The sequence below is a fragment of the Salipiger abyssi genome, assembly GCF_017311415.1.
GTDB classification, from domain to species: domain Bacteria; phylum Pseudomonadota; class Alphaproteobacteria; order Rhodobacterales; family Rhodobacteraceae; genus Salipiger; species Salipiger abyssi_A.
Window position 1 is genome coordinate 60044 of the sequence record NZ_JAEKIS010000005.1, and the last position, 14818, is coordinate 74861.

Here is a 14818-nt window from a genome sequence, read left to right on the forward strand (position 1 = left end):
CCCGCGCGACGCGCCGTGCTAGGTTGCGGCGCATGAGCGCAACGGTTCTGACCTTTACCGACAGGGGCATCTACTGCCCGGCGGGGGACTTCCACATCGACCCGTGGCGCCCGGTCGACCGGGCGCTGATCACCCATGGCCACGCGGACCATGCCCGCCCCGGCCATGGCGCCTATCTCGCCACCGAACCCGCCGCGCCGGTGATCCGCCACCGGCTGGGCGAGATCGCGCTCGACACCATCCGCTTTGGCGAGCGCCGCCGCATCGGCGGCGCCACGGTGACCTTTCACCCCGCCGGCCACATCCCCGGCTCGGCGCAGATCCGGGTGGAGGTGGGTGGCGAGATCTGGGTGGTCTCGGGCGACTACAAGCTGGCGCCGGACGGGCTCTGCGAGGCGTTCGAGCCGGTGCGCTGTCACGCCTTCATCACCGAATGCACCTTCGGCCTGCCGGTCTTCAGCTGGCGCCCGCAGCAGGAGATTGCCGCCGAGATCAACGGGTGGTGGGCGGCCAATGCCGCCGAGGGCCGCGCCTCGATCCTCGGGGCCTATTCGCTCGGCAAGGCGCAGCGGCTGCTGGCGCTGCTCGATCCCGGGATCGGCCCGATCCTCACCCATGGCGCGGTGGAGAACACCAATGCGGTGCTGCGGTCGCAGGGCTATGCGCTGCCCGAAACGAGACACGCGACGCCGGATCTCGATGTCAAAGCCCATCCTGGCGCGATGGTGATCGCGCCGCCCTCGGCGCTGGGATCGACCTGGGCGCGGCGTTTTGGGCGGGCCGCCACCGGCATGGCCTCGGGCTGGATGCGCCTGCGCGGGGTGCGCCGGCGACGCGGCGCCGACCGGGGCTTTGTGCTCTCCGATCATGCGGATTGGGGCGATCTGCATAGCGCCATTCGCGAAACCGGCGCGGAAAAGATATTCGTTACGCATGGTTACACCGAGATCTTCAGCCGCTGGCTGGCGACGCAGGGTTATGATGCACAGGTCGTGCCGACCGAGTTCGGCGGCGAGGAAGACGAGTCCGCCACATCGGGGGAGGATGCCGCGTGAAAGCCTTCTCCCGGCTCTTTACCGCCATCGACCAGAGCACCAAGACCTCGGTCAAGACCGCCGCGCTGGCCGAGTATTTCCGCAACGCGCCGGAGGAAGACCGACTCTGGACCATCGCGCTCTTCTCCGGGCGGCGCCCGAAACGCGCGGTCACCACCACGCAGCTGCGCGAATGGGCCGCCGAACGCGCCGGGCTGCCGCTCTGGCTGGTTGAGGAAAGCTATCCGGTGGTCGGCGATCTGGCCGAGACCATCGCCCTGATCCTGCCGCCGCCCTCATCCCCCTCGGACCACACATTATCTCACTGGATCAATACTCTGGTCGATCTTTCTCAAGTCGATCAGGACGCCCGCAAGGCGCAGATCCTCGCCGCCTGGGACGGGCTCGACGAGACCGGGCGCTTTCTCTTCAACAAGCTGATCACCGGCGGTTTCCGCATCGGCGTCAGCCGCAAGCTGATGACCCGCGCGCTGGCGCAGGCCACCGGGCAGGACGAGGCGGCGCTGGCGCTGCGGCTGATGGGCGACTGGACACCGCAGACCACCACCTGGCAGGCGCTGATCGAGGCGCCCGACCCGCAGGCCGATGACAGCCGGCCCTATCCCTTCTACCTCGCCTATCAGCTCGACGGCGCGCCCGAGGCGCTGGGCGCGCCGGAGGACTGGCTGGCGGAATGGAAATGGGACGGCATTCGCGGCCAGCTCATCCTGCGCGGCGGTGCCCATCACGTCTGGTCGCGCGGCGAAGAGCTGATGACCGACCGCTTCCCGGAATTCGCCCGCGTCCCGGATTTCCTGCCGCCCGGCCATGTGTTCGACGGCGAGCTCGTCGCCTGGGACGGCGCCCAGCCCCTGCCGTTCAACGCGCTGCAAAAGCGCATCGGGCGCAAGACTGTGCCGAAAAAGCTGCTGAAGGATGCCCCCGTGATCCTTCTGGCCTATGATCTGCTGGAGTCGGAGGGACAGGACATCCGCGACCGCCCCTTTGCCGAACGCCGCGCCATGCTCGATACGCTGCTCGCCGATCTGCCGCCGGACGCGCCGCTGCGCGCCTCGCCGCGCATCGCCTTCGACAGCTGGGAGGTGCTGGCCGCCACCCGCGCCACCGCCCGCGAGCAGCGCGCCGAGGGGCTCATGCTGAAGCGGCTGGACGCCCCCTATCTCGCCGGGCGCAAAAAGGGCGACTGGTGGAAATGGAAGCTCGATCCGCTCAGTGTCGATGCGGTGATGATCTATGCCCAGCAGGGCCACGGGCGCCGCGCCAACCTCTTCACCGATTTCACCTTTGCCGCCTGGGACGGCAACGATCTGGTGCCTTTCACCAAGGCCTATTCCGGCCTCACCGATGCCGAGTTCAACGAGATCACCGCCTGGGTGCGGCGCAACACGCTGCAACGCTTCGGCCCGGTACGGCAGGTGCGGCCCGAGCTGGTCTTCGAGATCGCCTTCGAGGGCATCCAGCCCAGCCCGCGCCACAAATCCGGCCTCGCCCTGCGCTTTCCCCGCATGGCACGCTGGCGCCGCGACAAGCCGGCGCAGGAGGCCAACACGCTGGCCGATCTGCGTGACATGCTCACCGCATACGGGTGACGCCGTAGGGTGGGCAATCTGCCCACCGGGCCTGGGCTCAGCCGCACGCGCCCTCAAGACCGACCAGACCGCCGCCGACGCCGGTCACCGTGACCGAGCAGGCCTTGCCGTCGACCTCGACCTCCAGCGACGATCCGGTCGCGACCATCTCCGTCTCGATCCCGTTCACCGCCAGCCGCGCCGCCGAGCCGTCCGCGCCCAGCCCCGAGACATAGACGCGCAGTGCCCCGTCGGCAAGCCGCGCCATATGGCCCGGGCGATAGCCCTCCTCCGGCACCTTGCCGGCCTCGGCGGGCGCCGCCTCCGCGCGCTCGCCTGCGCCACCGCAATCCGACCCGAGCGTGACCCGCCCGTCCCGCAGCGCCATCACCGCGACCGAGCAATCGCCGCCCGCCACTGGCGCGGAACCGCCGGCGCCGAGCGCCACCAGCCCGCCATTGACCGCCAGCCGCACCGAGCCGCCCTGCGGATCGAGCCGCGAGACAAAGGCCCGCACCCGGCCGTCGTCGAAAAGCGCCGTCTCGCCCACGCCCAGCGGATCGGTGACCATCATCCCCGCCGCTGCCGGGCCGCCGCCGTCATTGCCGACACCCCCGCTGCGTGTCGCCACGGCGGCGGCGGCGATCTGCGCCGCCTCCTCCATGCCGCCGGAGAGATCCGCCAGCACGCCCCGCACCGCCTGCGACTGCGCCTCGGCCTGCTCCGACAGGGCGTCGAGCCGCTCTTGCATGCCGGTTTCCAGCGCGTCGAGCCGGGCGGTCAGGTCGTTGCCGTCCCCCTCCTCGGAGATCGCCGCTTCCAGCGCCGCGATGCGCTCACCCAGCCCGGTCAGCGCCTCCTGCTGCGATGCCGCGGCGCTCTCGTTCGCCGCCTGCGCGGGCGCCAGCGCCTGGCTCACCGCCTCGCCGACCCGGCTCTGACTGGTGGCGCTGCCGATGGCGATGCCGCCGACAAAGCCCACCAGAATGCCGATGGCACCGTAGAGAATGGGTTTCTGTGTCATGATCGTCTCCTCCCGAAATCGCACATTCACAAAACGCCCCTCTCCTCACGGGGCACTGAGAAAAACTCTACCCGCTCACACCGCGCCGTCGAAAGATTTTTGCCCAAATCCGCGTGAACAGCGCCGAAAGTCTCGGGTCGTCGCCCCGGCGCCTTGTGCAAAATCCGCGCGGCGCCATTGCCATCCGGGCGGGCACGCCCCTATGTCTTGGGGAAACAGATGTGAGGATCCCATGCAGACCGCCTTTCCCGCCTCCCGCCCGCTTTTCGACGCCAACGCCTCTGCCGGAGGCCGCGACCTGGGCGATCTGCCGGAATGGGACCTGACCGACCTCTACGCCGCCCCCGACGCGCCCGAGCTCAAACGCGATCTCGACTGGCTGGAAGATGCCTGCGCGCGCTTTGCCAGCGATTACGAGGGCAAGATGGCCGGGCTCGACGCGGCGGGCTTTCTCGAAATGGTGCAGCGTCACGAAAAGATCGAGACCATCGGCGGGCGGCTGATGTCCTATGCCGGGCTGCGCTATTACCAGCAATCCACCGATGCGGAACGCACCAAGTTCCTCTCCGACCTTCAGGAAAAGGTGACGATCTACACCACACCGCTGGTCTTCTTCACGCTCGAGCTCAACGCCATCGAGGACGCGACCTATGACGCGCTCTTCGCCGCCGATGACGATCTCGCGCGCTACAAGCCCGCCTTCGACCGCATCCGCGCGATGAAACCCTATCAGCTTTCCGACGAGCTGGAGCGTTTCCTGCACGATATGGGCGTGGTGGGCGACGCCTGGATGAAGCTCTTCGACGAGACCATCGCGGGGCTGGAATTCACCGTCGATGGCGAGACCCTGTCGATCGAATCCACCCTCACCCTGCTGACCGAGCAGGACCGGTCCAAGCGCGAGGCCGCCGCGCACGAGCTGGCGCGGGTCTTCGGGCAGAACCTGCGCACCTTCGCCCGGGTCCACAACACCCAGGCCAAGGAAAAGGAGATCATGGACCGCTGGCGCGGCATGCCCTCGGCGCAGATGGGCCGACACCTTTCGAACGATGTGGAGCCCGAGGTGGTCGAGGCGCTGCGCGACGCGGTGGTCGCCGCCTATCCGCGCCTGTCGCATCGCTATTACGCGCTCAAGGCGAAATGGCTGGGGCTCGACACGATGCAGGTCTGGGACCGCAACGCGCCGCTGCCGATGGAGAGCGACCGCATCGTCGGCTGGGACGAGGCGCAAAAGACGGTGATGGAGGCCTATGCCGGGTTCGATCCGCGCATGGCCGAGATCGCGCAGCCCTTCTTCACCAAGGGCTGGATCGACGCGGCGGTGAAGCCGGGCAAGGCCCCGGGCGCCTTTGCCCACCCCACGGTGACCGAGGTGCATCCTTACGTCATGCTGAACTATCTCGGCAAACCGCGCGACGTGATGACGCTGGCGCATGAGCTGGGCCACGGCGTGCACCAGGTGCTGGCCGCCGGTCAGGGCGAGATGCTGGCCTCCACCCCGCTGACCCTGGCCGAGACCGCCAGCGTCTTCGGCGAGATGCTGACCTTCCGCGCCATGCTCGACAGGGCGACCGATCCCAAGGAGCGCAAGGTCATGCTCGCCGGCAAGGTCGAGGACATGATCAACACCGTGGTCCGGCAGATCGCCTTCTACGATTTCGAATGCAAGCTGCACGAGGCCCGGCGCGGCGGCGAGCTGACCCCCGACGACATCAACGCGCTGTGGATGTCGGTCCAGGCGGAAAGCCTCGGCCCGGTCTTCGAGTTCATGCCGGGCTACGAGACCTTCTGGGCCTATATCCCGCATTTCGTGCATTCGCCCTTCTATGTCTACGCCTATGCCTTCGGCGACGGGCTGGTGAACGCGCTCTACGCGGTCTACGAGGAGAATCCCGAAGGCTTCCAGGACAAGTATTTCGACATGCTCAAGGCGGGCGGCTCGAAACATCACAGCGCGTTGCTGGCGCCCTTCGGCCTCGACGCGAGCGATCCGAAATTCTGGGACAAGGGCCTCGGCATGATCGAGGGCTTCATCGACGAGCTGGAGGCGATGGAGGGGTGAACGCCCCCTCCTGGGCATTGCTGAAAGGCTGGTGCGCGGTCGAGGCCGCGCGCCGGCTGCATCCCGAGGATTACGCAAGGCGCCATCGAAACGCGCCATATCAGATGACGCTCGACGGCGCATGCTTCGCACCCCTGCGTCTCGTCTATGAGCTGGGCCTCGGCGCGCCCTACCCGCCCGAGGACAATTTCGGGAAGGATTTCAAAAGCCTTGCCAAAGACATGGAAGCGCAGGGCTGGCAGCGGATCACAGACACGGACCCGGCCTTCGAGGCGCTCTATACGGCCTTTGCCACAGATTGCACGCGGCTCGATCCGAAGGGCACGCCCGGCTGCTTTCACCATCCCAGCGATCCGCGCATCGGCCGCGTCTTCATGCTGCCGCAGGGGATCTGATCCCCCTGGGTGAGTCTGCGAAGGGTCAAGGATCGGCGCAGCCGACCGCGCGTCTCGCGCGGCGTGTCCTTGAGGCTTCGCAGACTCGCCCCGACACTGGAACAGGCGCTCTGAGGGCAGACCTGCCCCTCAGACGCCTCTCAGCAGAATTCCCCGTTCCCCGTAACATATCGGACCGCCGCCATCCCGGGTGCAATACCACCCAAAGGCACCCACCCGAGCCCCCGGCCACAGGCCGGGGGTGAGACGACATGCGCGGGCGCCGCGCGCCCGCCCCGCCGGATCACTTCAGCTGCGAATCCTTTGAGCCGCGCCGGTTGACCCCGCCGCGGGCCCGGTACGCCCCGTCGCGCTCCTGCTGGCAGTCGATGCAGAGCTTCACCCCCGGAATCGCGCTGCGGCGCTTCTCGGGGATCTCCTCGCCGCATTCGGCGCATTCGGTCAGGCTCTCGCCCACCGGCGCGCGGCGCCCGCGCATGCGCTCCAGCTCGTCGGAAATCGACGCTTCGATCTGTTCGCTTACCGCTCCGTCGCGGCTCCAGCCTCCGGCCATGGCACACCTCCTGAACCCTCAGGATACGCCCGCCGCGACGCGCTGACCAGTGCCATTGATTTCGCCCACCGCGCCCTATTTCCCGACAAAAGGAGCCCGCCCATGATCCGCATCCTCGCCACGCTCGCCGCCCTCACCCTCGCCCTGCCCGCGCTCGCCGCGCAAAGCTTTACCTTCGACAGCATCGACGGCGGCACGCTCTCGCTCGACCGCTGGAAAGGGCGGCCGGTGCTGGTGGTCAACACCGCCTCGCGCTGCGGTTTCACCCCGCAATATGACGGGTTGCAGGCGCTCTACGACCGCTATCGCGACCGCGGGCTTGTGGTGCTGGCGGTGCCTTCGGACGATTTCCGCCAGGAGCTCGGCAGCGAGGAAGAGGTCAAGGCGTTCTGCGAGCTGAATTTCGCCCTCGATCTGCCGATGACCACGATCACCCGCGTCACCGGCGAGGCCGCGCATCCGCTCTATCGCTGGCTCGCGGCGCAGGGCTTCGAGCCGGGGTGGAATTTCAACAAGGCGCTGATCGGGCCGGATGGCGGTTTCGTCGAGGGCTGGGGCGCCACCACGCGCCCGCTCTCAGAGCCCATCGTCACCCGGATCGAAGCGCTGCTGGAGTAAACCTCCGGCGCCCGGGAAAGGCGCCGGACGCATGCCCTGCTCAGGCGGCGGGCTCGGCACTCAGGATCGCGTAGAGCTCGTCCTTCAGCGCCGCGCGACGCTTGCGCAGATCGTTTTCCGCAAGCTCGTCCATCGGCACCAGATTGGTCTCTGCCCGATGCACCTCGCGGTTGATTTCGTGATATTTCTCCATGAGATGCGCGAAGTGCTTGTCGCTCTGTTTCAGCGCCGAGATGCGCGCGGCATGGTCCGGAAATTCGTCGGCAAGCTCATGCGGTACGTGGGACATATTGCGTCTCCTCCTGTGTGGTCCGTTACGCCGGATCACAGGCTTGCACGCAGACCCGGGCGTCACCTTGACCGGGATCAAACCGCCACGACTTTCCGCTCAGCGTTTCGCCCTGCGCCAGCCCGCCGCGCGCGCCTCCGCCTCGGAGCAGAACCAGCGTTCGCCCCGCGCAGGATTGATACGCGTTGCCTCGTAGTATGTCTGTCCGGGGATATGGTAGATGCGCTTGCCGTCGCGCGAGATATTGCCCTTGATCACACAGCCCTGTGGCGCCGTGGCGGCATTGACCGCCGCCGCCCCCTCGCGCGCCGCCGCGCGGAACGCCGCCGGAGACTGCACGCCCGCGCCATGCAGGCCGCGCCCCTGCACCGCCGCGCGCTTTTCGTCGAGATCGTAATCCATGGAATATTGCCGATAGGCAAAGGCCAGCCCCGCCTGCACCAGGCTGCGCCCCATATCCTTGCCGCCGACCGTGCAGCGCGCCACTGCGCGCCCGTAGCGGTCGGTGTCTAGCGTCTCACAGCGCGCCCGGCGCCCGTCATAGCGCGCGCGGACCTCGCCGCTCACCCAGGCGCCGCAGCCCCACATCGGCACACCGTCGCCGCCGCACATCTGTTCGGCCTCCGGCGCATCAATCCCGTGCAGACGCACCCGCGTGCCGCCCACATCGAGCGTGTCGCCGTCGATCACATGCAACCGCCCCGACGGGCCGGCCTCTGCCGTGACCGCGAGGCCGAGCAGCAGAACAAGGGCTGAACAAAGTCTTAACATAGCCCATGATCTCTGCGCCCCGGGCGGGGTTTTCAAGACGATTTGTCGAAAGAGCTTAACGCCATATCGCCGCAGCCGGCGCCCTCAGCGCTGCGCGCTCTGCCAGTCGGGATGCATCCAGGGCATGGCGTTCTCCGGTGGCAGACGGCGCCCGAGCAGGTGATCGGCCACCTTCTCGCCCACCATGATCGAGGGCGCGTTGAGATTGCCATTGGGAATGCGCGGAAAGACCGAGCTGTCGGCGACGCGCAGCCGCTCGACCCCGATCACCCGCGCCTCCGGATCGACCACAGCGCCGGGATCCTCCGCCCGCCCCATCCGGCAGGTGCCGCAGGGGTGATAGGCGCTCTCCACATGGGCGCGCAGGAAATCGTCCATCTCGTCCTCGCTCTGCACGCCGGCCCCGGGCTGGATCTCGTGCCCGGCAAAAGGGGCAAAGGCCTCCTGCGCAAAGATCTCGCGGGTGAGCCGGATGCAGGCGCGGAAATCCTCCCAGTCCTGCGCGTGGCTCATGTAGTTGAAGCGGATGCGCGGCGGGGTGGCGGGATCGGCAGAGCGCAGGGTGACCGAACCGCGCGAGGGCGAGCGCATCGGCCCGACATGGGCCTGAAACCCGTGCCCCTCGGCAGCGGCCCTGCCGTCGTAGCGCACCGCCAGCGGCAGGAAATGGAACTGGATATCGGGATAGGCCACCCCGGCGCGCGAGCGGATGAAGCCCGCGCTCTCGAACTGGTTCGAGGCGCCCGGGCCACGCCGCGTCAGCAGCCATTGCGCGCCGACCAGCGCCTTGCCCAGCGGGTTCCAGTGACGGTAGAGGCTCACCGGCAGCCGCGCCGCCATCTGGAGATAGATCTCCATGTGATCCTGAAGGTTCTGCCCCACCCCGGCGCGATCGGCCAGCACCGGCAGGCCGTGCCCGGCAAGCTGCGCGCCCGGCCCGACCCCCGAAAGCATCAGCAGCTTCGGCGTATTGATCGAGGAGGCGGCAAGGATCACCTCGCGCGTCGCCCGGATCAGGCGCGCGCCGCGCGGCGTGGCGATCTCCACCCCGGTGGCGCGGCCCTCCTCGATCACCACCCGCGTCGCCAGACCGCGCAGCACCCGCGCGCCCAGCCGCTGCGCCGGACGCAGATAGGCGTTCGCCGCCGACCAACGCCGCCCGCGCCAGACCGTCATGTCGAAGGCGCCAAAGCCCTCCTGCTGCGCGCCGTTGTAATCGCCGGTCACCGGGTAACCCGCCTGCCGTCCGGCCTCGACAAAGGCGCGCACCAGCGGGTTGCGCCGGCCGCCGCGCGTCACATGCAGCGGGCCGGAGCGGCCGCGCCAGCCCGGATCGCCGCCATGGCCGCCATCGTGCCAATGCTCCATCCGCCTGAAATAGGGCAGCACATCCGCATAACCCCAGCCGCTGGCGCCGGCCTCGCGCCAGTGATCGTAATCGCAGGCATGGCCGCGCACATAGACCATGCCATTGATCGAGGACGACCCGCCCAGCACCTTGCCGCGCGGCACCGCCAGCACCCGCCCGCCCAGATGTGGCTCGGGCTCGGACACAAAGCCCCAGTCATAGCGCGGCATGTTCATCGGATAGGAGAGCGCGCCCGGCATCTGGATGAACGGCCCCGTATCGCTGCCGCCGAACTCCACGACGATGACCGACCGCCCGGCTTCTGCCAGCCGGTAAGCCAGCGCGCAGCCCGCCGAGCCGGCGCCGACAATGACATATTCGGCCTGCCCGCTCACACCGCATCCGCCAGCGCATGGGCGGCGGCGATCACCTCCGCCGCAGCGCCCGCCACGCCGTCGCCCGAGAGTGCGGCGCGCAGATAGACCCCGTCGATCAGCGCCGCGATCCGGCGCGCGGCAAGCTGCGGATCGGCGGCGCGGGGCCGCAGCGCATGCACGAGATTGGAATGCAGCCGCGCCTGATAGATGCGCAGCAGCCGCGCCGCCTGCGCGTCACGACGGGCCAGCACATAGAAGTTCAGCCAGGCCGAAACGGTGGCCGGTGCGAAGCAGCTCTCGGAGAAATTGGCCGCGATCAGCGCGTCGAGCCGCTGCCCCTCTGGGGCAGCCTTCAGCGCGGCACGCACCTCGGCGCCGTAATCGCTGAGGATCTGGCGCATGGCGGCGAGAAAGATATCCGCCTTGCCGCCGAAATAGTGATGCGCCAGCGCCGGCGACATCCCGGCGCGGCGCGCGATCTGTCCGACGGTCACATCGAGCGAGCCCGCGCGGCCCACCTCTTCCACCGTCGCCGCCAGCAGCGCCGCGCGGCGCTTCGGCTCCTGTCCCATTCTGGGCATAGGCCCCTCCGCGAAAACACATCGCGGAAAGGCTAGATCACGTTGATTGATTCATCAATCAATAAAAATCTTGGCACCTGTTCGGCGCATGCGGGCGCTTACAGCTCCAGCGTGCCGAGCACCCGGTTCTGCGGCAGGCGGGCCACTTCCATGCCGCCATCGGTGCGGCGCAGGTTGTAGCCGTAGCCGCGCATCCGGAACCGCCATTCGGTATCCGACAGCACCTTGGCGCGCTCGTTCAGAAGGAAATCGCGGACTTCGTTCATATCTTCGGTCAGCTTGTTATCTGCAAACATCATACTCTCCATTGACCAGAATTGACCTTACGTCGGCTTCGACTTTCGCGGTGAAATAAGGCGAAACTTGGCAACGGATGTGGATTTTTCTGGAATTGGAAACGGATCGTTTCCGGCACCTTTCACGCCTGAGTTTCCGGCCCCGCAGGCGAGATGCGCCGCTTCAGCACCGCCTCGCGCCAGGTGATGAACAGCACCGCGCCCATGATCACTGAACCGCCCGCGACCACCCAGATATCGACCGGTTCGGCGAAGAACACCGCCCCGAGCAACACCGACCAGACCAGTTGCAGGAAGGTGACCGGCTGCGTCACCGTCACCGGCGCCGCGGCGAAGGCAAGCGTCATGGAATAATGCCCGCCGGTGGCGAAGCAGGCGACACCGAAGAGGATCGCCAGATCGGTCAGCGAGGGGGTGACCCAGACTGCCAGCGCAAAGGGCAAAAGCCCGATGGTCACCGCCACCGAGAGCAGCGCGACAACGATGGTCGCGCTCATCTCGCCCGAGACGATCTTGGCGATCAGGTAGGAGATCGAGAACATGAAGGCCGTGGTCAGCATCGCGAAATGCCCGGGATCCAGCTCGCGGAACCCCGGTCGCAGGATCAGCAGCGCACCGCCCAGCGCCGCGACGATGGCCATGATGCGCCGCACCGCCAGCCGCTCACCTAGGAAAAACACGGCGAGGATCGTGACATAGACCGGCGTGAGATAGTTCATCGCCGTGACCTCGGCGATGGGGATGCGGGTCATGGCGAAAAACCAGCAGATCACCCCCAGCGTATGCACCGCCCCGCGCAGCGCCGTCAGCTTCATCTGTCGCCGTGTCAGCCGCAGCTCGCGCAGGCTGCGCCAGGCCGGCACGAGAAAGATCAGCCCAAGAAGGTAGCGCAGGAAAGCCGACTCGGCGGCGGGGACGCGCCCGCCCAGCGTCTTCACGAGGGCCGTGACGGTGACGAAGCAGAGTCCCGTCACGATCATCCAGAAAATCCCCCGGACGGGGGTCGATACGGCGGTGGTCATGTAGATGACTGTTAGCGTACCTCCGGCGCAGCGCAAGGCGAAAGCGCCGCCGCCGCCACGTCTTAGCCCGTGATCAGCTTCGCCGCGATGGCCCACATGGTCAGCCCGATCCCCAGATCGAGGGCCCGCCAGGCAGCGGGTCGGGCAAAGACCGGCGCCAGCGCCCGGGCACCGTAACCGAGGGTAAAGAAGAACACGACCGAGGCGCTCATGGCGCCCAGCGCAAAGCCCGTGCGGTTGTCGTACTGCGCCGAGACCGCGCCCAAAAGCACCACCGTGTCGAGATAGACATGCGGGTTGAGCCAGGTCAGCGCCAGGCAGGTCAGTAGCGCCGCACGCAGGCCGCCGGCGGCGACCCCGGCGCGCAGGCTCTCGCCGCCGCGCCAGGCGGAATAGAGCGTGCGCGCGCCGTACCAGAGCAGGAAGCCCGCACCGAGCCAGCGCATCGCCGCCTCCAGCCCCGGCAGCGCGGCGGTGAGCGAGCCGAACCCCGCGACCCCGGCGGCGATCAGCACCGCGTCCGAGAGCGCGCAGAGCAGGCAGACCGCAAAGACATGCGCACCGGACAGCCCCTGCCGCAGCACAAAGGCGTTCTGCGCGCCGATGGCCAGGATCAGCGAAAGCCCCAGCGCAAATCCCGATATTGCCGCCTGCATGTCCCTGCCCTGCCTTTTGTATTTGCTCTTGCGAGGGGCGGCCTAGCACGAGGCAGCCGAAATACCCTAGTTAAAGAATTTCTACTCTGTTAAGATTTTCTAATGTCATTCGACCCCGCTCAGCTTGCCGCGCTCGACGCGGTCCTGCGTCTCGGCGCCTTCGAGGCGGCGGCGCGTGCGCTGCATGTGACGCCCTCGGCGGTGTCGCAGCGGATCAAGGCGCTGGAGGACCGGATCGGCACCGCGCTGATCCAGCGCGGCAGCCCCTGCACGGCAACGCCCGCCGGGGCGCGGCTGGCGCGGCACGCTTCGGACATCGCGCTGCTCGACGCGGCGCTGGCACGCGATCTGGCGCTGCCCGGCACCCCGGCCCGGCTGCGGCTCGCGGTCAATGCCGACAGTCTCGCGGTCTGGTTCCTGCCGGCCCTCGCCGGGCAGGAGATGCTCTTCGATATCGCGCTCGACGACGAGTCGCATTCCGCCGACTGGCTGCGCCGGGGCGAGGTCTCGGCGGCGATCACTGCCCATGCGCGCCCGGTGCAGGGCTGCGACAGCCTCCCTCTCGGCTGGCTGCGCTATATCGCGACCTGTTCGCCGGAGTACATGGCGCGGCATTTCCCCGACGGCGCCGATGCGGCAACGCTCGCCTCCGCGCCCATGCTGCAATTCAACGCCAAGGATTCGCTTCAGCACGATTGGCTGCGCGAGGTGACCGGACAGGCGCTGTCTCCGCCTGTGCACCGCCTGCCCTCCTCACAGGGCTTTGTCGAGGCAGCGCGGCTCGGGCTTGGCTGGGGGCTGAACCCGGAGGCGCTGGTCTCCGAACCCCTTGCCCGTGGCGAACTGGTGGCGCTGTTGCCGGGCCATCCGCGCGAGGTTGCGCTTTACTGGCAGGTCAACCGGCTGGTGGCCGGCGCGCTGACGCCGCTCACCCGCGCGGTGCGGGCGGCGGCGGCGAAGGCGCTGGTCCCGCCGGAATAAAAACCGGCTCAGCCCACCTGACGCCCGTGGCTCCAGACGCCGCGAATGACCGGCACGCCGTCGAGATGCGCGACGCGCACCAGATCGGCGAAAAGCCCCTCGGCGATCACGCCCCGATCGTCGAGCCCGGTGGCCCGCGCCGGCGTGGCCGTGACCGTGGCAATCGCGCGCGGCAGATCGCCCCAGAGATCGGCGAGCTGGAACGCCGCCGTCATCAGCGCCGAGGGCACATAGTCCGAGGACAGGATGTCGAGCAGCCCCTTCCCGGCCAGTTCCGCCGCCGCCACATTGCCGGAATGCGAGCCGCCCCGGATCAGGTTCGGCGCGCCCATCATCACCGCGATGCCATGATCGTGACAGGCCTGCGCCGCCTCCACCGTGGTGGGAAACTCCGCCAGGCGAATGCCATGGCCTGCGCTCACCGCCACATGCTCGGCGGTTGTGTCGTCATGGCTGGCCAGCACCGCGCCCAGCCGCTTTGCCGCCGCCACAGCACCCGCCTCATGCGCGGCGCCCAGCCGCGCGCGCAGCGACTTCTGATGCGCCACATGGTCGGCGAATTCGCTCTCCGACAACCCGTGCTTGCCGCAGACATAATCCTTCAGCTTCGTAAGATCGCGGAACTGCCGCTGCCCCGGCGTGTGATCCATGATCGACAGGATGCCCACCCGGTCGGCCTCGCCGAACTCCGCCAGCTCGTCGAGCAGCGTTTCCGAACAGATCTCGGCGCGCAGGTGCAGGAAATGGCTGATCCTCAGCATGCCTTTCGCCCGCGCCTGCATCAGTTCGCTGGCCAGCGCGCGGGCGTATTTGCGGTAATCGGTGCGCGCCTCGACAACCGAGCCCGCGCGCATCGCGTCGAACACCGTGGTGATGCCCACAGAGGCCAGCTCGCCGTCATGCGCCAGGATCGCCGCCGCATGCGGCCAGTCGACCTTGGGGCGCGGCCGGATATGGCGTTCGAGATTGTCGGTGTGCAGCTCGATCAGGCCGGGAATGATCAGATCGCCCTCGCAATCCACAGCCCCCGCCGGCGCTGCGCCCTGCTCCACCGCCGCGATCCGCCCGTCGCGGATCAGCACGCTGCCCCGGATCACCTCGCGCTCCAGCACGATCCGCGCATTGGCCAGCGCCAGCTCGCCCGTTGCCTGGATGTGGCCCATACTCATCTCACCCATGTCCTGCCCTTTGCTCCGTCATCATTCCGTGACATGAGACGCTT

At 68.1% G+C, this 14818-nt stretch carries 16 protein-coding genes; 6 read left to right on the top strand and 10 right to left on the bottom strand.

All coding sequences use genetic code 11. The features are described 5' to 3' along the window. Positions 1 to 32: 32 nt before the first annotated feature. Both I6N89_RS08525 and I6N89_RS08530 read left to right on the top strand, forming a co-directional pair. Positions 33 to 1055, top strand: coding sequence for a ligase-associated DNA damage response exonuclease (locus I6N89_RS08525; RefSeq protein WP_207017881.1), 1023 nt, complete (start codon positions 33 to 35; stop codon positions 1053 to 1055). Beyond that, positions 1052 to 2644 (top strand): ATP-dependent DNA ligase, encoded by a 1593-nt coding sequence (locus I6N89_RS08530; RefSeq protein WP_207017882.1) that lies wholly within the window; start codon positions 1052 to 1054, stop codon positions 2642 to 2644. Before I6N89_RS08525 ends, I6N89_RS08530 begins: the two co-directional genes overlap by 4 nt. Before the next feature lie 37 nt (positions 2645 to 2681). Here the strand turns inward: I6N89_RS08530 and I6N89_RS08535 are convergent, their stop codons facing one another. Next, positions 2682 to 3647 carry a hypothetical protein gene (locus I6N89_RS08535; RefSeq protein WP_207017883.1) on the bottom strand — a complete coding sequence of 322 codons (966 nt, stop codon included), beginning with the start codon at positions 3645 to 3647 and terminating at the stop codon, positions 2682 to 2684. Between the two features lie 232 nt (positions 3648 to 3879). Here I6N89_RS08535 and I6N89_RS08540 point away from each other — a divergent pair, with 232 nt between their 5' ends. Continuing rightward, positions 3880 to 5709, top strand: a complete 1830-nt coding sequence (locus I6N89_RS08540) for a M3 family oligoendopeptidase (RefSeq protein ID WP_207017884.1) — start codon at positions 3880 to 3882, stop codon at positions 5707 to 5709. Continuing rightward, the gene (locus I6N89_RS08545; RefSeq protein WP_207017885.1) at positions 5706 to 6104 is read left to right on the top strand and encodes a hypothetical protein; all 399 of its coding nucleotides are present in this window, start codon (positions 5706 to 5708) and stop codon (positions 6102 to 6104) included. The genes I6N89_RS08540 and I6N89_RS08545 overlap by 4 nt, the downstream gene beginning before the upstream one ends. 283 nt (positions 6105 to 6387) lie before the next feature. On the opposite strand, the gene I6N89_RS08550 is transcribed toward I6N89_RS08545, so the two are convergent. Beyond that, positions 6388 to 6657: a DksA/TraR family C4-type zinc finger protein gene (locus I6N89_RS08550; RefSeq protein WP_207017886.1), complete on the bottom strand. Its 270-nt coding sequence runs from the start codon at positions 6655 to 6657 to the stop codon at positions 6388 to 6390. A gap of 102 nt (positions 6658 to 6759) precedes the next feature. Between I6N89_RS08550 and I6N89_RS08555 the strand changes: the two genes are divergently transcribed. Continuing rightward, positions 6760 to 7275 carry a glutathione peroxidase gene (locus I6N89_RS08555; protein WP_207017887.1) on the top strand — a complete coding sequence of 172 codons (516 nt, stop codon included), beginning with the start codon at positions 6760 to 6762 and terminating at the stop codon, positions 7273 to 7275. Between the two features lie 40 nt (positions 7276 to 7315). Here I6N89_RS08555 and I6N89_RS08560 read toward each other — a convergent pair whose 3' ends face one another. The 7 genes from I6N89_RS08560 to I6N89_RS08590 all read right to left on the bottom strand — a co-directional run bounded on the left by I6N89_RS08560 (position 7316) and on the right by I6N89_RS08590 (position 12615). Beyond that, positions 7316 to 7564: a YdcH family protein gene (locus I6N89_RS08560; protein WP_207017888.1), complete on the bottom strand. Its 249-nt coding sequence runs from the start codon at positions 7562 to 7564 to the stop codon at positions 7316 to 7318. A 99-nt stretch (positions 7565 to 7663) separates the two neighbouring features. Then, entirely contained in the window at positions 7664 to 8335 is a 672-nt protein-coding gene (locus tag I6N89_RS08565; protein ID WP_207017890.1) for a thermonuclease family protein, read from the bottom strand. Between the two features lie 84 nt (positions 8336 to 8419). Continuing rightward, a complete protein-coding gene (gene betA, locus I6N89_RS08570) occupies positions 8420 to 10078 on the bottom strand; it encodes a choline dehydrogenase (protein WP_207017892.1) in 1659 nt (552 codons plus the stop codon). Further along, positions 10075 to 10641, bottom strand: a complete 567-nt coding sequence (gene betI, locus I6N89_RS08575; protein WP_207017894.1) for a transcriptional regulator BetI — start codon at positions 10639 to 10641, stop codon at positions 10075 to 10077. Before betI ends, betA begins: the two co-directional genes overlap by 4 nt. Before the next feature lie 98 nt (positions 10642 to 10739). After that, positions 10740 to 10937 carry a hypothetical protein gene (locus I6N89_RS08580; protein ID WP_076706045.1) on the bottom strand — a complete coding sequence of 66 codons (198 nt, stop codon included), beginning with the start codon at positions 10935 to 10937 and terminating at the stop codon, positions 10740 to 10742. A gap of 122 nt (positions 10938 to 11059) precedes the next feature. Then, a complete protein-coding gene (locus I6N89_RS08585; RefSeq protein ID WP_236016513.1) occupies positions 11060 to 11959 on the bottom strand; it encodes a DMT family transporter in 900 nt (299 codons plus the stop codon). A gap of 62 nt (positions 11960 to 12021) precedes the next feature. Continuing rightward, the gene (locus I6N89_RS08590; RefSeq protein ID WP_207017898.1) at positions 12022 to 12615 is read right to left on the bottom strand and encodes a LysE/ArgO family amino acid transporter; all 594 of its coding nucleotides are present in this window, start codon (positions 12613 to 12615) and stop codon (positions 12022 to 12024) included. A gap of 102 nt (positions 12616 to 12717) precedes the next feature. Between I6N89_RS08590 and I6N89_RS08595 the strand changes: the two genes are divergently transcribed. Beyond that, positions 12718 to 13596 carry a LysR family transcriptional regulator ArgP gene (locus I6N89_RS08595; protein ID WP_207017900.1) on the top strand — a complete coding sequence of 293 codons (879 nt, stop codon included), beginning with the start codon at positions 12718 to 12720 and terminating at the stop codon, positions 13594 to 13596. Positions 13597 to 13604: 8 nt separating this feature from the next. On the opposite strand, the gene I6N89_RS08600 is transcribed toward I6N89_RS08595, so the two are convergent. Then, entirely contained in the window at positions 13605 to 14774 is a 1170-nt protein-coding gene (locus tag I6N89_RS08600; protein WP_207017903.1) for an alpha-D-ribose 1-methylphosphonate 5-triphosphate diphosphatase, read from the bottom strand. Positions 14775 to 14818: the final 44 nt, after the last annotated feature.